The 16,712-nt window shown below is 44.2% G+C and carries 15 protein-coding genes; 9 read left to right on the top strand and 6 right to left on the bottom strand.

All coding sequences use genetic code 11. The annotated features are described in order from the left end of the window. The first annotated feature begins 16 nt into the window (after nucleotides 1-16). The 8 genes from EXT47_RS16675 to tldD are packed head-to-tail and all read left to right on the top strand — an operon-like array spanning nucleotide 17 to nucleotide 10,603. Nucleotides 17-1,060 carry a rod shape-determining protein gene (locus EXT47_RS16675; protein ID WP_010376642.1) on the top strand — a complete coding sequence of 348 codons (1,044 nt, stop codon included), beginning with the start codon at nucleotides 17-19 and terminating at the stop codon, nucleotides 1,058-1,060. After that, entirely contained in the window at nucleotides 1,060-1,902 is an 843-nt protein-coding gene (gene mreC / locus EXT47_RS16670; protein WP_010376644.1) for a rod shape-determining protein MreC, read from the top strand. The genes EXT47_RS16675 and mreC overlap by 1 nt, the downstream gene beginning before the upstream one ends. Next, nucleotides 1,892-2,374 carry a rod shape-determining protein MreD gene (gene mreD / locus EXT47_RS16665; protein ID WP_026001073.1) on the top strand — a complete coding sequence of 161 codons (483 nt, stop codon included), beginning with the start codon at nucleotides 1,892-1,894 and terminating at the stop codon, nucleotides 2,372-2,374. Before mreC ends, mreD begins: the two co-directional genes overlap by 11 nt. Next, the gene (locus EXT47_RS16660) at nucleotides 2,374-2,940 is read left to right on the top strand and encodes a nucleoside triphosphate pyrophosphatase (RefSeq protein WP_039492943.1); all 567 of its coding nucleotides are present in this window, start codon (nucleotides 2,374-2,376) and stop codon (nucleotides 2,938-2,940) included. The genes mreD and EXT47_RS16660 overlap by 1 nt, the downstream gene beginning before the upstream one ends. Before the next feature lie 3 nt (nucleotides 2,941-2,943). Continuing rightward, nucleotides 2,944-4,416, top strand: a complete 1,473-nt coding sequence (rng, locus tag EXT47_RS16655) for a ribonuclease G (RefSeq protein ID WP_045990521.1) — start codon at nucleotides 2,944-2,946, stop codon at nucleotides 4,414-4,416. A gap of 13 nt (nucleotides 4,417-4,429) precedes the next feature. Continuing rightward, entirely contained in the window at nucleotides 4,430-8,359 is a 3,930-nt protein-coding gene (locus EXT47_RS16650) for a YhdP family protein (protein ID WP_130127098.1), read from the top strand. Further along, nucleotides 8,352-9,167 (top strand): carbon-nitrogen hydrolase family protein, encoded by an 816-nt coding sequence (locus tag EXT47_RS16645; protein ID WP_039492938.1) that lies wholly within the window; start codon nucleotides 8,352-8,354, stop codon nucleotides 9,165-9,167. The genes EXT47_RS16650 and EXT47_RS16645 overlap by 8 nt, the downstream gene beginning before the upstream one ends. Next, nucleotides 9,164-10,603, top strand: coding sequence for a metalloprotease TldD (gene tldD, locus EXT47_RS16640; protein ID WP_039492936.1), 1,440 nt, complete (start codon nucleotides 9,164-9,166; stop codon nucleotides 10,601-10,603). The genes EXT47_RS16645 and tldD overlap by 4 nt, the downstream gene beginning before the upstream one ends. A gap of 277 nt (nucleotides 10,604-10,880) precedes the next feature. Here tldD and yjgA read toward each other — a convergent pair whose 3' ends face one another. Continuing rightward, nucleotides 10,881-11,399: a ribosome biogenesis factor YjgA gene (yjgA, locus tag EXT47_RS16635; protein ID WP_039492934.1), complete on the bottom strand. Its 519-nt coding sequence runs from the start codon at nucleotides 11,397-11,399 to the stop codon at nucleotides 10,881-10,883. 136 nt (nucleotides 11,400-11,535) lie between these two features. Between yjgA and pmbA the strand changes: the two genes are divergently transcribed. Next, complete coding sequence (pmbA, locus tag EXT47_RS16630) at nucleotides 11,536-12,885, top strand: metalloprotease PmbA (protein ID WP_130127097.1); 1,350 nt, start codon at nucleotides 11,536-11,538, stop codon at nucleotides 12,883-12,885. A 67-nt stretch (nucleotides 12,886-12,952) separates the two neighbouring features. Here pmbA and mgtE read toward each other — a convergent pair whose 3' ends face one another. The 5 genes from mgtE to hpf form a co-directional block, all read right to left on the bottom strand. Continuing rightward, entirely contained in the window at nucleotides 12,953-14,311 is a 1,359-nt protein-coding gene (gene mgtE / locus EXT47_RS16625; protein ID WP_039492930.1) for a magnesium transporter, read from the bottom strand. 522 nt (nucleotides 14,312-14,833) lie between these two features. Further along, entirely contained in the window at nucleotides 14,834-15,103 is a 270-nt protein-coding gene (locus tag EXT47_RS16620) for an HPr family phosphocarrier protein (RefSeq protein ID WP_010376658.1), read from the bottom strand. Further along, nucleotides 15,104-15,970, bottom strand: a complete 867-nt coding sequence (rapZ, locus tag EXT47_RS16615) for an RNase adapter RapZ (protein WP_010605937.1) — start codon at nucleotides 15,968-15,970, stop codon at nucleotides 15,104-15,106. It abuts the gene before it with no gap. Further along, entirely contained in the window at nucleotides 15,963-16,421 is a 459-nt protein-coding gene (ptsN, locus tag EXT47_RS16610; RefSeq protein WP_010605936.1) for a PTS IIA-like nitrogen regulatory protein PtsN, read from the bottom strand. Before ptsN ends, rapZ begins: the two co-directional genes overlap by 8 nt. Nucleotide 16,422: 1 nt before the next feature. Next, nucleotides 16,423-16,710 carry a ribosome hibernation promoting factor gene (gene hpf / locus EXT47_RS16605; protein WP_010376661.1) on the bottom strand — a complete coding sequence of 96 codons (288 nt, stop codon included), beginning with the start codon at nucleotides 16,708-16,710 and terminating at the stop codon, nucleotides 16,423-16,425. Nucleotides 16,711-16,712: the final 2 nt, after the last annotated feature.

The raw sequence follows: 16,712 nt of genomic DNA, 5'->3' as shown, positions 1-16,712 counted from the left end.
AAGGTCACCCAGCCTCATGTTTAAAAAATTACGCGGATTATTTTCTAACGATCTCTCTATCGATTTAGGGACGGCAAACACACTTATTTATGTAAAAGAAGAAGGCATCGTACTGAATGAGCCATCGGTGGTGGCGATTCGTCAGGAGCGAGCAGGTGGCCCAAAAAGCGTTGCATCAGTGGGTACTGCGGCTAAGCAAATGCTAGGTCGAACGCCGGGTAACATCAAAGCTATTCGCCCGATGAAAGATGGGGTGATTGCAGACTTCTATGTAACAGAAAAAATGTTACAGCACTTTATTAAACAGGTGCACAATAATAACTTTATGCGTCCAAGCCCTCGTGTACTTATTTGCGTACCTTGTGGTGCAACGCAAGTTGAAAAGCGTGCTATCCGTGAATCCGCAATGGGTGCCGGTGCGCGTGAAGTGTACTTAATTGAGGAGCCAATGGCAGCTGCAATTGGCGCTGGTCTACCAGTATCTGAAGCAACGGGTTCGATGGTTGTTGATATCGGTGGTGGTACGACGGAAGTGGCGATTATCTCACTAAATGGTGTTGTTTATTCGTCTTCAGTACGTATCGGTGGTGATAAGTTTGATGAAGCGATTATTAACTACGTACGTCGTAACTTCGGAAGTCTAATTGGTGAAGCGACGGCTGAGCATATCAAACATGAAATTGGCTCAGCGTTTAAGAGTGAAACACCGATTGAGATTGAGGTTCGCGGCCGTAACTTAGCTGAAGGGGTGCCGCGCTCTTTCACACTCAACTCGCATGAAATCCTAGAAGCGTTACAAGAACCTTTGATGGGGATTGTAAGTGCAGTAATGGTTGCGCTAGAGCAGTCGCCACCAGAGCTTGCCTCTGATATTTCTGCCCATGGCATGGTATTAACAGGTGGTGGCGCATTACTCAAAGATTTAGACCGTTTGTTGATGGAAGAAACTGGTATTCCAGTGGTGGTTGCCGATGACCCATTAACTTGTGTGGCAAGAGGTGGTGGTAAAGCGTTAGAGATGATAGACATGCACGGTGGTGACGTATTTAGTTACGACTGATGAATTTATTATTTGGCCGAACCGTTCCTTTACAACTGCGACTTACTGTCGCAGTTGTGCTTAGTATTATTCTGATCATTGGTGACCGCTACACGGTTGGTGGGACTATGGTGCGAACCAGTTTAAACACTTTGGTCAGTCCGCTACTGTACGTCGCTAATATTCCCTATGAAGCGTTCAACTTGGGCCTGAAAAGCCTTAATACCAGAGAAAAGCTGCAACAAGAAAACCAAGCACTCAGAGAAAAACAATTAATACAGAGTGAGCAATTACAGCAACTTCAGTTTTTGCAAAAAGAAAATCAAGAGTTGCGCGCTTTATTAGGTGCTTCAGCTAGGGAAACCAATCAACGTTTAATATCTCAAGTGTTGTCTGTTCATTCTAACCCTTATAGCCATCAGGTGGTGATTAATCGCGGTACTATTGATGGGATCAGCGAAGGGCAGGCTGTTATTGACGAAATGGGCATTGTTGGGCAGCTCACTCAAGTCGGTACAACGACCTCAAGAGTGCTGCTTATGACTGATACCACCCATGCGACACCGGTCAGAATATTGCGTAATGACGTTCGCACTGTGGTAGAGGGGACGGGTAAAATCAATAATGTTCGCCTTGCTCATGTACCGCATAGCATGGATATTCGCATTGGTGATGTGTTGGTCACTTCCGGGCTTGGTGGTACTTTCCCTGAAGGCTATCCGGTGGCTGTAGTTACTGAGATAGATAGAGACGAAGGCCTACCGTTTGCACAAGTACAGGCAGAGCCGATTGCACAACTAGATCGCATTCGCTTACTCGTGGTGTTAGGTAAACGTAGCCAAGAGGCAATTAATCATGAGTAAACATAGCAACTTATTGATTGCATTAAGTGTCTTTGTTGCGTTAATCATGGCACTTATGCCATTGCCTTTTTCACTTGAACCATTTCGTCCTGACTGGGTATTGTTGGTGTTGATGTACTGGTCTTTGGCCGTTCCTCACCGTGTGAATATTGGTTGGGCTTGGATGACTGGCCTAATAATTGATTTAGCGATGGGCGCGCCTCTCGGGGTGAACTCGTTGACCTATTCCATTTGTATTTATATTACCGCCAGTAACTTTCAGAAAATTCGTAATTTCTCCATCTGGCAGCAAGCAGTGCTGATCGGGCTATTTCTCGCGCTCTATCATTTGTTACAATTTTGGCTTAATCATTTCTTGCTTGATATCTACTTTAACCCGCATTATCTCTGGCCTGCAGTTACGGGTATGGTGTGCTGGCTGTGGATATTCCCACTGCTGAGAAAATATCGTAGACAGTTTAGGATCAGATAATGTCTATTTCTTTATATTTAGCTTCGGCTTCTCCGCGTCGCAAAGCGCTGCTTTCTCAGCTTGGCTATTCGTTCGAGCAATTTAGTGTTGATGCTGATGAAAGTCCGCTAGACGATGAAAGCGCATTACAGCTTGTGGAGCGTTTAGCGTGTTTAAAAGCGCAATCAGGTGTGGCGCTAGGGTATACCGATAAGCCGGTTCTTGGCAGTGACACTGTGGTTGTCATTGACGGAGAAGCGCTTGGTAAGCCTCGTGATAAAGCGGATTTCAAAGCGATGATGCAGCGCCTTTCTGGTCATACGCATCAGGTGATGACAGCGATTGCACTTGCAGATACAAGCAAAGTATTGAGCGATGTGATTGTGACCAATGTGACTTTTAAAACGCTGAGCGAAACCGAAATTGATGCCTACTGGGACACCAACGAGCCGCAAGATAAAGCGGGTGGTTACGGGATCCAAGGGGTAGGTGGACGCTTTGTAACTGAGATCCAAGGTAGCTATTTTGCAGTTGTCGGCTTACCTTTATATGAGACAGACGAATTAATTCAACGGTTTTTAAAATAAAATATGAGTAGCGAACTACTAATCAATGTCACCCCAAGTGAAAGTCGCGTAGCCTTAATCGAAAATGGGGTGCTGCAAGAAGTTCAAGTTGAACGGATCGGTAACCTCGGCATCGTCGGTAATATTTATCTTGGCAAAGTAAGCCGAGTTCTTCCTGGTATGCAGGCTGCTTTTGTGGATATCGGCTTGGAAAAAGCGGCGTTTCTACATGCGTCAGATATCGTGAACAGTGCTTCCATCGAAGAGGGGGTGGCCGAGTCCCCAGTTAAGAAAGTGCAGGATATTCGTGAGCTGGTTAAACAAGGCCAGTTCATTATGGTACAAGTGGTCAAAGATCCGCTTGGCACAAAAGGCGCTAGACTGACAACGGACATCACTATTCCTTCACGTTATTTGGTGTTTATGCCTGACGCGACGCATGTGGGTGTGAGTCAGCGTATTGAAACCGAACAAGAGCGCGACCGATTAAAAGAAATTGTCGCACAATATAATGACGAAAACGGTGGTTTTATCGTTCGTACCGCTGCTGAAGGCGCTTCGGAAGCAGAGTTACAGCATGATGCGGAGTTTTTGAAAAAGCTTTGGCAAAAAATTGTGACTCGCCGCCGTAAAACGAGCAAAGCAAAAATTTTGCACGAGGATCTTACCTTAGCATTTCGCACCTTGCGTGATTATGTTGGTGAGGACATGGAACGTATCCGTGTTGACTCAAAGTTAACTTACCAAGAGCTAAAGCTTTTCACTGAAGAGTTTGTTCCCCAACTCGCAAGTGCACTTGAGTATTACCCCGGTGAACGCCCTATTTTTGACTTGTTTGATGTTGAGACTGAGATCCAAAAAGCACTACATCGAAAGGTTGAGTTAAAGTCTGGTGGCTACCTTATCATTGACCAAACGGAAGCAATGACAACGGTTGATGTTAATACCGGCGCGTTTGTTGGCCATCGTAATCTCGAAGAGACGATTTTTAATACCAATGTTGAGGCGACGTCTGCAATTGCGAGGCAACTAAGGTTACGAAACCTTGGTGGTATCATTATTATCGACTTTATTGACATGATATCTGACGAGCATAAACGCCGAGTATTGCACTCTTTAGAAACCGCGTTGTCTAAAGACCGAGCGAAAGCCAATATCAATGGACTCTCTGCACTTGGGCTTGTAGAAATGACCCGTAAGCGCACGCGCGAGAGCCTAGAACATATTCTTTGTGATGTGTGTCCATCTTGCTCCGGTCGTGGCTCACTAAAAACGGTCGAAACCGTTTGCTATGAGATCCTACGGGAGATCGTGCGTGTGAATCGTGCTTATGATGCCGACAAGTTTATGGTTTATGCCTCGCCAGCGGTGAGCGAAGCCTTGATCAACGATGAGTATCATAATTTAGCTGAGCTTGAATTATTTATTGGTAAGCAGGTTAGCATTCAAACTGAGAGCTTATATAGCCAAGAGCAGTTTGACGTAGTAATGATGTAAAGGGTAGCTGTACATGCAGGCTAAGACCGTCTGTTTTTTCTGTCTGCGTAAAGCGTGGCAAGTTTTTGCGATCACTTTAGTGACACTCGCGGTGCTGGTGTCTGCGCTAAAGTATGCCTTACCCTATGCAAATGATTATAGAAGTAACATCGAAGCGCTGATCCAAAAGCAACTGAATGTTGATATTAGTATTGGCCAGATCAGTGCGAGTTGGGAGGGCAATGGGCCTGCCATAGTGTTGGAATCGCTCTCTTTTAAAGATAATAAAGACTCGCCAATTTCCATTAATATTGCCAAAACCTCGTTGCAGCTCAATGTATTTGAGTCTGTACGGCAAATGCAGATCGCATCTAACTATTTTGTACTGGAAGGGTTTGAAGCCGATATAGATCTGAGCAAATTAAACGCGGCTCAAGATCAAGGGGCTTTTGAGCAGCAAGCATTAATTGAAAGCCTTTTCTTAGGCGATGTTGGGCATTTTGCGGTGCAAAACAGTCGTCTAAATATCACCTTTTCTAGTGGTAAGACCCACAGTTTACTATTGAAAGATTTAGTGTGGCAAAATTCTAGCGCATTACATGAGGGGGCGGGAGAAATCGCATTACCCGGGTTTTCTCAAGGTCAGTTTAACGCTCGTCTTTCTTTATCAGGGCGAAAGCTACGTGAATTGGCGGGGAATATCTATGTATCTGCGGATAAGGTTAATCCGGTTGATTGGCTAGAAGAGCTTATCACCTTAGCGCATCCAGACCTAAAAGCAGACATCAATGCTCAGCTATGGTTAGGCTTTGAGCAAGGTATATTGCAAGATATCACAGTGGATATCAAACCCAGTACGTTGACTTGGCAAGAAGATGAAAATCAGCGCACGTTAGCATTAGACGATGCGCAATTTCTGTTAAAGCCAGATCAGCAAGGTTGGTGGGTGCAAAGTAGCGGTATCCAGTTTAGTCGCAATCAAGAAGCGCTTGCTCCTATTTTATTTGAAGCGAAATGGCATAAAGATAACAAGACCTTTTGGCTAAAAGATATTAACGCCAACTTTTTAGCTGAGTTAGCACAACTTGCTAAATTCCCTGGGCGAGATTTGCTGTATGGTATGAATCCTAATGGTCAATTGAGCGCAGCGAAATTCAGCCTAGGTACTAATAATGCTTTTGCGGCATGGGGGGTCATTGAGGAGATAGCTTTTGAGCCATTTCATGGGATCCCTGGAATTTATGGTACCAGATTAGAGGTGAGTGCGACTGATGAGCAAATTAGGCTCAATTTAAGTGCTGAACAAACTGAATTACTATCAAAAGAGACTTTCAAAGATAATATTAAGCTCCAACAGCTCAGTGGTGATGTCTATATTCGCAATCAACAAACGCAAGGCTGGCAAGTTTCCAGTCCCAACTTTTGGCTTAGTAATCAAGACGTAGCGTTAGCCACAGAATTTTCCTTGCAGTTATCAGATGACCCTCGGCTTGATTTATATGCGGAGCTACTCGGTGGGCGTGGTGAAATCGCTTCACAGTACTTTCCTGTCAGTATTATGCGTAAAAGCTTAGTCGATTATTTAGAAGCAGGGATCCAAGGTGGTCAGCACTTGCAAACTCAAGTCTTACTGAGTGGGGCGCTTTCACAATTTCCATTCGCTGATAAGCAAGGTCAGTTTGAAGTTAAATCACGTTTGAATGAGGTTACTTTTGGTTTTGCGCCGGATTGGCCTAGCGTTACTTCAGGTGATGTCACACTACACTTCGAAAACGAAAGAATGGATATCTACGCACACCGTGGGGAACTTGTTAATCAAAGTATTGATGAGGGTGTCATTGTGAGTATTGCGGATTTAAATCACGCTGATGTGCTGACTGTTGATATTAATCACACCACAGAAGCGAGCACGTTACAGCCTTTCTTTGCGGCAACACCGCTCGCAGATCCGCTCGCGAATATATTAGATATTGTTCAAGGTAAAGGTGATGCAAAAGGGGATGTGCAATTGGCCGTCGACCTGCACTCAGGTGCCGTACATGCTAAAGGTGACATCTACCTAGACAACAATCCTGTTTTTTTGGCAAAGCCTGGGATGCAATTACAGCAAGTGAAAGGTGTGGTTAGCTTCGATGATGACACTATCAAAGTGAATAATTTGTCTGCTAAGTGGCTGGACATGCCCCTTTCGTTAGACTTATCAGGGAGCGGAGATAAGCAAAATTATCAAGTAACGACCAAGGTCAGTCTTGAAGCAGGGATTGAGCAACTGCAACCGCACGCAAATGGAATTATTGACGGCTACTTTGAAGGCAATAGCGTGCTGAGCACTGAGCTTATCCTTAATTTTTCCGATGCTGGATTTAACTATAAAGCCAAATTTGCGAGTGATTTACGGGGGATTGCAAGTCACTTACCCGATCAATTCGCTAAACCCGCTGAACAAGCTAAACTGCTAAGTGGCACTGTATTAGGGGATGATATTTCGAATCTTGTTACGGCAAGCCTAGATAATCAATTGTATTTTAATGGCATCATTGATAATGGATCCGGTGCGATGCGTAATGCACACCTGATAATTGGCAGTAAAGATGAAGGCTTAAATACATCCGGTTTTGATATCACAATCAAACAACAAGAAGTCGAGCTGCTGCCTTGGTTGCCACTGATCAACCGCATTATCAAAGCGCCAAGTTCAGGTTCCAACCCTACATTTCTACCAGCACTGAATCAGGTAAATGGCTCTTTCTCAAAAGTAACGTTCTCAGAGATCCCTTTCCATGATGTTGACTTTACTATGGCCGCGATTGACGGCGCGATGCAGCTTAAAATCAATAGTAAAGAAATGCGCTCACAAGTGGCTATTCCAGCGTCAAACTCAAGTCGGCCTATTCACATTAATAGTGATTATTTACGTCTAAATTTACCTAAGGCAGAACCGCAAGCGCAAGAGACAGTGGAAAAAGACGTTCACTCATTAGATTGGTTGTTGAGCTTACCTGCAACCGAATTTGTATGCAGTGACTGTAAAGTCGGTGAATATCAGTTAGATCAGGTCAATATGTCGTTGTTTGGAGATGGTAATAGACTCAATATCTCTGAGTTAGTGATTGACAAAAAAGATCATAAACTCAATGCCAGTGGCCGCTTTGAGCAAGGTAAAACGACGCTAAGTGGCGCGTTAAACAGCGATGATTTTGGTGAACTAACGGATGAGTTTGATATTACTTCGACTATCAAAGATTCCCGCGCCAATATTAATTTTGCCCTCAATTGGCAAGGCGCACCGTACGAAATGGATTTACCTAGCCTAGGAGGCGAGTTGACTTGGCGCTTAGGTGAAGGTCATTTGGCAGAAATAAGTGATAAAGGGGCACGCGTCTTTTCTCTACTGAGTTTGGACTCTTTGATCAGAAAGCTACGCTTGGACTTTAGAGATGTGTTTTCTAAAGGCTTTTTCTATAACAGTATGAGTGGTTCGGTACAACTAACGAATGGTATTGCGATCACTGAAGATTCAAAGCTCGATGGCGTGCCTGCAGATCTAACGATACGTGGCTATGCTGACCTCAATACTCACGAAATTAATTATGATTTGGCCGTCGCACCACAAGTCACGTCGAGTTTACCTGTGATTATGGCATGGGCGGTGAACCCTGTGACGGGGTTAGCTGCGCTAGCATTAGATAAGGTTATCCACTCCGCGCGAGTGATCTCTGAGATTAATTTTAAAATCACCGGAACGATGCAAGAGCCAGTGGTTACCGAGGTTGATCGTAAGAGTAAAGAAATTGAGTTACCCAAACCGGTTGTGCCTCCTAGTGAAGAAGCGACGCCAGATGGAGCTGATAAGAATACAAGTAAAGAAGAGCCAGCATTAAATTCAGAATCACATCCAAGTGCTACACTTAAGCAAAGTGAACAACCTCTTGTGTCGCAAAATAAGGAAAGTGGTAATGACTAAGGTGATTGCATTGCCAATGTGCTCGGCTAAAGCACCCCAAGCAAATATAGAGTACCTTAAAAACCAGCTGGCTAAGTTAGTGATTGAAGAGCCAACCTTAGTCTGTTTGCCTGAAACTTGGCTGGCATTTTGCGACAATGCGCAACAGACTTGGGAATACGCGCAGTATAATGAAGCGCTGCTTGGAGAGCTCTCAGCGTTGTGTCAACAACATAACATTTGGTTGGCGGCAGGTACCATCGCGATACCAAGTCAGAACGATAAATATCTGGCTGCGAGTTACTTATTTAATGCGAGTGGCGAAATCGTAGCACACTATAATAAGATCCATCTGTTTGACGCCGATGTGAGTGATAAAACTAAACAATACCGAGAGTCTGAGCGAACAGAGCGTGGACAGGATGTCGTGGTAGTGGATAGTCCATTTGGCAGAATTGGATTAAGCGTGTGTTATGATCTGCGTTTTCCCGGTTTGTTCCAAATGATGAGAGCGAAGGGAGCTGAGCTATTTTTAGTCCCGAGTGCTTTTACCTGTGCAACGGGCAAGGCACACTGGCAGCCATTATTACAGGCGAGGGCGATAGAAAACCAATGCTATGTAGTTGCAGCCGCGCAAGTAGGTTGTCATGAAAATGGCCGAGAAACCTATGGACACAGTTTAATTGTATCGCCTTGGGGTGAAGTCTTAATTGACTCTGATGAGAGTTTAGAACCCATTTCACAGCAGCTAGATAGCGCGTTTCTTGATTCGATCCGGCAAAAAATGCCGATTGTGGATCATAACCGATTTAAAAGTGAGTTTTTATGAGTAATGTAGAGCAGAATTTACTGACCAATAGCCAGCTGACACGTGAGCAATTATCACAAACTCTCGAGTATATTCATCAGCACAAAGTAAATTATGCCGATCTGTACTTTCAATCAAGCTACCACGAAACTTGGGTGCTGGAAGACGGCATAGTCAAAGACGGCAGCTACAACATCGAACGTGGTGTTGGTGTGCGTGCAGTGAGTGGTGAGAAGACTGGCTTTAGTTATTCTGATGCCATCAATATTGAAGCCTTAACCAAAGCTGCAGAAGCTGCACGTAGCATTGCGCAAGCTGGCGAAAGCAGTAAAGTCCAAGTATTTAGCGATGTAAAAGCACCCATTCAATTTCAACCAGCACAGCCAATTACCAGCATGAGTGATGCGGATAAAGTGGCTTTACTAAGAGAGATTGAACAGTGCATTCGCGATTTAGCACCTGAGGCGCAGCAAGTGGTCAGTTCGCTGTCTGCGGTATATGAAGAAGTGTTAATTGCCGCAAGCGACGGCACATTTGCAACCGACATTCGCCCGTTAATACGTTTAAATTGCTCGGTACTGCTTGAGAAAAATGGTCGCAGAGAGCGTGGCAGTGCCGGTGGTGGTGCGCGTTTAGACTATGGTTACTTTAAAGAATTAGTAGACGGTGCACCGAGATGGATGCAGTTTGCCAAAGAAGCTGTGCGCCAAGCACGTGTGAATCTTGAAGCCATTGATGCACCAGCAGGTGCGATGCCTGTGGTGCTTGGTTCTGGTTGGCCGGGCGTTTTGTTACACGAAGCTGTTGGACATGGCCTAGAAGGTGATTTTAATCGTAAAGGAGCCTCTGCATTCAGTGGCAAAATAGGTGAACAAGTCGCTTCGAGTCTTTGTACTGTGGTGGATGATGGCACGATAGCCGACCGTCGCGGCTCTTTGAATGTGGACGATGAAGGTACGCCAGCGGCATACAATGTACTGATTGAAAACGGTATTTTGAAAGGCTATATGCAAGACAAGCAAAACGCGAGCTTAATGGGCGTGGCGCCTACAGGTAATGCGCGTCGTGAGTCTTATGCCCATTTACCGATGCCGAGAATGACAAATACCTACATGCTTGCGGGTGAGCACAGTCAAGAAGAGATCATTCGTAGCGTAGATAAAGGTATTTTTGCGAGTAACTTTGGCGGTGGTCAAGTGGATATTACCTCCGGCAAATTTGTATTCTCAGCATCTGAAGCCTACTTAATTGAGAATGGCAAGATAACCCAACCCATTAAAGGCGCAACGCTTATTGGCAATGGCCCAGAGGTGATGAAAAAGGTCTCTATGGTAGGTAATGACCTTGCGCTTGATAAAGGCGTTGGAGTATGTGGTAAAGATGGTCAAAGCGTCCCTGTGGGAGTCGGCCAACCGAGTTTGAAGATTGACGAAATTACTGTCGGTGGTACGGCGTAATACTACCTACGATAATTATTAATAAACCTGAGGTTTGGATAAGGAATGAGCTAACTAATTGTTTTTAAACATACATTAAATTATTTCCTTATCTAGCCAGAGAGTTTTAGGGATAACTAGACGAATTTACGCACCAATAGCTGGCTATTGGAAGTGAATTCAACGCAGTTAGCGCAAAAACTGGCTGCTAGAAAGGCATTAATTATCCGAAGCTTAGGTTAATAAGCAAAAAGGCGCATCAGCGCCTTTTTGTATTGTATCAAAGCACAATATAGCGTTACGGCATAATTGCTTCTTTTAAATATTGGAACAGCTCTTTGTAGGCTTTGCCTGGCTTCTCAGCTTTTACTTCTTTACTTGCTTGGCGCGCCATCTGGCGCATTTTTTGACGCTCAAGTTCAGGATACTTATCCAATAGCTCATTAATCTTGCTATCTCCTTTGGCAATCACTTCATCGCGAATAAGCTCAATCTTATTCAGCAATACGTCTGCTTTATTGTTCTTATTTAGCATCAAATCCATCGCAGCCTGAATATCTTCGACATTTGGAGTACTACGCAATGTCTTGGCAATGTAGTTCATATGACGACGGTAAGCATCTGTTTTAGCACGGATCCTATCCGCAACAGTCATGGCCTCTTTAAGCTCGTCCGTTAGAGGTAACTTCTCACGCTGCTTCTTGGCAAGCCCTGCAATTTCACAGCCTAGTTCATGCAACTCTAGCGCCTCGCGCTTTAGCTCGCTTTTTGAAACGTAAATAATCTCTTCTTCGGTCGTTTGCTCGTGTTTAGCCATTGTTCTTGTCTATACTAGTAAATATTAAGGTCTCTAACATTAGAGTATACCACAATTGATCACTACAATAGTTAGTAGCTGTGATAGCATATTAACTAATATGTTTTAGTTAGACGAGCGAGCGGATAAGGTATCTATGACTCAACCTCAACAACACCCTATATATAATCAAATTGATGATGTGAAAAATGCAGTTGCCGATGTGTTAGCGCATGCTAAAAAACTAGGTGCAACCTCGGCAGAAGCAGCGATGTCTAGCACCTCTGGTCTGTCTGTAAGTACACGAATGGGAGAGGTTGAAACCATTGAGTTTAATCAAGATGGTGGTCTTGGTATCAGCGTGTATGTGGGTAATCATAAAGGCTCAGCATCAACAGCGGATCTGAGTCCTGAAGCCTTGCGCTCAGTGGTTGAAAAAGCCGTAGATATTGCTCGATTTACCTCGGATGACCCCTGTAATGGTGTGGCGGATAAAGCCTTGCTAGAGATGTCACCAGCAGATTTAGATCTTTTCCATCCTTGGCAAGTTTCTCCCGATGAAGCCATTGAGCAATGTATTGCTGCGGAAAAAGCCGCGTTAGAATTCGACCCTCGAATCGTCAATTCTGATGGCGCGAGCTTATCGAGTCACCAAGGGATCCGTGTATATGGCAATAGCCATGGCTTAATAGCAGGGTTCCCACGTACCAGACACAGCCTGAGCACCATGGTGATCGGTAAAGAAAGTGAGCAAATGCAGCGGGACTCTGCATATGCCTTATCTCGCGTACACACAGAGCTAAAATCCCCTGAAGAAGTTGGTTTAGAAGCTGCGCAATCTACGCTAGCAAAATTAGGCAGTCGCAAATTATCGACGCGTAAAGTACCAGTTATTTTTCGAGCGGATATCGCGAACAGCTTATTTGGGCACTTAGTGTCAGGTATTGGCGGCGGCGCGCTATATCGTAAGTCTAGCTTCTTGTTGGATTCTTTAGACACACAAATTTTTAATCGCTGCGTAAATATTGAAGAGAAGCCACATTTACTAAGAGGGCTTGCTTCGAGTCCTTTCGATAGCGAAGGTGTAAAAACCATCGACCGTGAAATTATCACAGATGGCGTGCTTAATACTTACTTATTGGCAAGCTATGCCGCACGCAGAATGAATATGCAAGCGACAGGTCACGCAGGTGGGATCCATAACTGGTTAGTAAAACCAACACACGACGATTTAACCAGCCTACTTGCGTCGATGGGCACTGGCTTGTTAGTCACTGAACTAATGGGACAAGGTGTTAATACGGTAACTGGTGATTACTCAAGGGGAGCTGCTGGTTTTTGGGTTGAAAATGGTGAGCTTCAATATCCTGTAAGTGAAATTACTATCGCTGGTAATTTAAAAGATATGTTTATGGGGATTGAAGGCGTTGGTGGTGATATTGAATGCCGAGGCGCAGTACAAACCGGCTCTATACTACTCAATAATATGCAAATAGCGGGCGAATAACTCCCTTCATCAGCTCAAGAAATGCTGGTTTTGACCAGCATTTCCCGCCATTTCGACACTCTTACTGTTACACTAATAACCAAGTTGCGGTGCCAAGGAATGCAAAGATCCCGACAATATCGGTAACCGTTGTTAGTACCACACTACCAGCTAGTGCTGGGTCGATATTCATTCTCTTTAGCATAATTGGAATACTGGCACCCGCGATACCTGCTGCGACTAAGTTCATAAACATTGCGAAGGCAATAACTGCACCGAGTGTGAAGTCCCATTGCCATACAGCAATAACCCCAGCGATCAATACTGACCACAGCACGCCGTTTAAGGCGCCGATCGCCAGCTCTTTACCCATTAAAAACTTTTGGTTAGTCTGGTTAATATGGCCAAGGGCAATACCACGAATCACTAGGGTTAGCGTTTGGCTACCGGCAACGCCGCCCATACTTGGTACTATGCCATTTAACACCGCGAGAATAGGTAAAATATCCAGAGTACCTTCGAAGAAGCTTGCAACAAACGCTGCCATTAAGGCGGTTAGCAGGTTAATTCCAAGCCAAATAGAGCGGCGCTGGCTACTTTTTAGAACTGGCGCAAAGGTGTCTTCTTCATCTTCAAGACCTGCCATACTTAACAAGCTGTGCTCAGCATCTTCACGGATGACGTCAACAACGTCATCAATGGTGACACGACCAAGCAAATGGGCGTTATCGTCAACTACAGGAGCCGAGATCCAGTTGTGACGCTCAAAAAGCTGCGCCACTTCAGACTCATCCATGGAGATAGGGATCGTTTCCTTATCTTCATCCATCAAGTCTCGAACCATACTGTCAGGAGACTTAGTTAATAAGGTATTGACAGGCAGCGTGCCTAAAAAGCAGTTGTCTTTATCAACTACATACAACTCGTCCGTACCGTCTGGCAATTCGCCTTTAAGACGTAGATATCTAAATACAACTTCTAAGGTAACATCGGGTCGAATAGTGACCGTGTCAGTGCTCATTAGCGCACCGGCCGAGTGTTCCTTGTAGGACAATGCTTGTGTCGCACGTTCTCTATCTTGGCTATCCATCGCACCGATAACGTCTTGGTAGACGGTATCAGGCAGGCTTCTCAGAACATCACCAAGGTCATCGTCGTCCATGTCTTCTGTAGCGGCAGCAATTAGCTCCGGCTCCATCTGGGCGATGATCCCAAGTCTTACGTCCTCTGACAGTTCCTCTAAGACATCCCCTTGGATATCTGGGTCAACGAGCTGCCACAGCATAGAGCGAACTTTATGAGGGGATGATTCTAAAAGCAGTGCTGTATCACAAGGAGCTGTTTCTGCGAGCATACGCCTAACTTGAACAAACTGACCACTGTTTAAGGCTTTAGTTACCTTTTGGAGTTGTTCCAGTGTGTAGTCTTGTTCAAATACTTCAGGCATAGGCATCCTTTTTGATAATAATGGTGGCTAACGTGATTAAGTTAACCCTATTCATTTATTTTATCGCAGAAATCAATTTCTTAATTTGAATTTTATTCGTGTTGTTTCTGCTGGTGGGTTGTTATCGTTAATACACGTTAAAGGTGTACGCAACGATAAAGTAGGATTTTCTCGGCAACTCGCTTTACTGCACGAGAGAAACCTAAATTGGTATTACAGTGTAACTCAGTTTATTGGGAACTACCAAGGTTTACGCTTAATTATGAGAGACTTATTATACCAATTCGCTTAATTAAGTGATCTATTTTTAAGCGAGAAAACCTTGTTGATAACACGGCGAAAATTTTGCTATTTAGTTGTTCTAAATGAGAAATTTTTAACACAGTTAGCGTCAGGTTTGCTCCTTCAAATTGAGTAAGTATTAAGACTAATTGGTATTAGACCAGTCTGGTTACGGAGGGGGAGATTAGCACGGACTAAATGAATCAGACCTTAGTGCTATTTTGGTGCTAGTAGCCCAAGTTACTCGGATTCATTAAATTTATTTTCTATTAGTCCGCCAATGGCGTCTAGTGCATACTGAGCATCAGGACCTTCACAAACCACTCGGACTTCTTTCCCTTGGCTGCTTTCAAGTAACAACAGCGCTAGTACGCTGTCAGCAGCTGCACTTTTGTCTCCTTGATATAAGGTCACTTCGGCATCAAATTGGGTTGCTAATTGTGCAAGAACCGTCGCTGCTCTAGCGTGCAGACCAAGCTTGTTCTGGATTAAAAACGTATCTTCTAGCATTTAACCCTCTTGCTCACGGTGGCGAATTTTGACGTTGGGATGGGTTTTAGCAAAACGCTCACCAATGGTTTGCGCTAAATATACCGAGCGATGTTGCCCACCTGTACATCCTATTGCAATCGTTAGATAACTGCGATTGTTACGCTCTAAGTGTGGTAACCAAGTTTGTACAAAGGTTTGGATCTGCCAAGTAAACTTTTGCACGATGCTGTGACTCGACAAATAGTCTTTGACTGGCTGATCTAGGCCAGTTAGCGGCTTAAGCTCAGGCTCCCAATGTGGGTTGGGCAAAAAGCGCGCATCAAAAACGTAATCCGCTTGTTTTGGGATACCGTGTTTAAAGCCGAAAGATTCAAAGGTAATAATGAGTTGTTTGTCTTTTTTACCTAAGATTTTTTCGCGGATATCTTCTGCAAGTTGATGAACGCTCAGGCCTGTAGTATCAATGAGAAAATCGGCGCGAGTGATCAATACGTCTAACAATTCCCGTTCTTTCTTTATTGCAACATCTAGTGGAAGATTATGCAGTGAAAGAGGGTGCAAACGGCGTGTTTCTGAGAAGCGTTTTATCAGGGTTTGATCGTCACTGTCTAAATAAAACAGGGTAGGTTTGGCAAAGCCTGGTAAGTATTCAAGAATGTCATTAAACTCGTCCTGTTCTTTAGGTAAGTTTCTGACATCAATACTGACTGCTATTTTATTATAATTGTCCGAAACGCTGCGGACTAAAGACGGCAGCAAATTGACCGGAATGTTATCTACACAATAGTAGCCTAAGTCTTCCAATACTCGAAGCGCTACAGATTTACCAGAGCCTGAGCGGCCACTGATAATGATAAGCTCGAGTCCTTTTTCTTCATCACTCATCAAGTTCACCTTGGATCACTGCATATAACTCATCGTCACTTTTTGCTTGCCTAAGCATTTTGCAAAAAGACTTGTCTTTGAGTGTATCAGCAATCGCCGCTAAGGTCTTCAGGTGCTGTTGATTATCACCTTCGGGTACGATGAACGCGACAAAAATATCGACAGGCTGCTTATCTATGGCTTCAAACTGGATCCCTTGCTCGCTGACAAGCACCATTGCAAGGATTTTATCCAAACCTTCAAGTCGACCATGGGGAATGGCAATGCCTTTACCGATCCCTGTGCTGCCTAATTTCTCTCGCGCCATTAAGGCGTCCAAGATAGCATGCTGACTGGTATTTGGAATTTGGCTATGAGCCAGTTCGCTGATGTATTCTAAAATACGTTTTTTGCTATTAAAAAGGACCGCAGCTTTACTGCAGTCCTTGTTCACTAATTCACTTAATTTCATCTTAGTGTCGAGTGAGCTTCTCTTTGTGTTTAATAACTTGACGATCTAGCTTGTCGATAAGGCCATCAATTGCGGCATACATATCTTGATGCTCTGTTGATGCAAATAGCTCGCCGCCGTTTACGTGTAATGTTGCTTCTGCTTTTTGTACTAGCTTCTCGACATCAAGGATCACATGCACGTTATTGATATGATCAAAGTGCCTTTCTAGCTTCGCAAACTTGTTGGTGACATAGTCTCTTAATGAGTCAGTAATTTCTACATGGCGACCAGTTAGATTTAGTTGCATAA

The organism is Pseudoalteromonas sp. CO342X (genome assembly GCF_004208915.1).
Classification (GTDB): domain Bacteria; phylum Pseudomonadota; class Gammaproteobacteria; order Enterobacterales; family Alteromonadaceae; genus Pseudoalteromonas; species Pseudoalteromonas maricaloris.
Note: the sequence above shows the minus strand (reverse complement) of the source record. Positions and strands in the feature narration are given on the sequence as shown.

Excerpts from the sequence above, each read along its gene's own strand:
- EXT47_RS16675 (WP_010376642.1), top strand. The coding sequence starts at position 17 with ATGTTTAAAAAATTACGCGGATTATTTTCTAACGATCTCTCTATCGAT.
- mreC (WP_010376644.1), top strand. The coding sequence starts at position 1,060 with ATGAATTTATTATTTGGCCGAACCGTTCCTTTACAACTGCGACTTACT.
- EXT47_RS16660 (WP_039492943.1), top strand. The coding sequence starts at position 2,374 with ATGTCTATTTCTTTATATTTAGCTTCGGCTTCTCCGCGTCGCAAAGCG.
- rng (WP_045990521.1), top strand. The coding sequence starts at position 2,944 with ATGAGTAGCGAACTACTAATCAATGTCACCCCAAGTGAAAGTCGCGTA.
- EXT47_RS16650 (WP_130127098.1), top strand. The coding sequence starts at position 4,430 with ATGCAGGCTAAGACCGTCTGTTTTTTCTGTCTGCGTAAAGCGTGGCAA.
- EXT47_RS16645 (WP_039492938.1), top strand. The coding sequence starts at position 8,352 with ATGACTAAGGTGATTGCATTGCCAATGTGCTCGGCTAAAGCACCCCAA.
- tldD (WP_039492936.1), top strand. The coding sequence starts at position 9,164 with ATGAGTAATGTAGAGCAGAATTTACTGACCAATAGCCAGCTGACACGT.
- yjgA (WP_039492934.1), bottom strand. The coding sequence starts at position 11,399 with ATGGCTAAACACGAGCAAACGACCGAAGAAGAGATTATTTACGTTTCA.
- pmbA (WP_130127097.1), top strand. The coding sequence starts at position 11,536 with ATGACTCAACCTCAACAACACCCTATATATAATCAAATTGATGATGTG.
- mgtE (WP_039492930.1), bottom strand. The coding sequence starts at position 14,311 with ATGCCTGAAGTATTTGAACAAGACTACACACTGGAACAACTCCAAAAG.
- EXT47_RS16620 (WP_010376658.1), bottom strand. The coding sequence starts at position 15,103 with ATGCTAGAAGATACGTTTTTAATCCAGAACAAGCTTGGTCTGCACGCT.
- rapZ (WP_010605937.1), bottom strand. The coding sequence starts at position 15,970 with ATGAGTGATGAAGAAAAAGGACTCGAGCTTATCATTATCAGTGGCCGC.
- ptsN (WP_010605936.1), bottom strand. The coding sequence starts at position 16,421 with ATGAAATTAAGTGAATTAGTGAACAAGGACTGCAGTAAAGCTGCGGTC.
- hpf (WP_010376661.1), bottom strand. The coding sequence starts at position 16,710 with ATGCAACTAAATCTAACTGGTCGCCATGTAGAAATTACTGACTCATTA.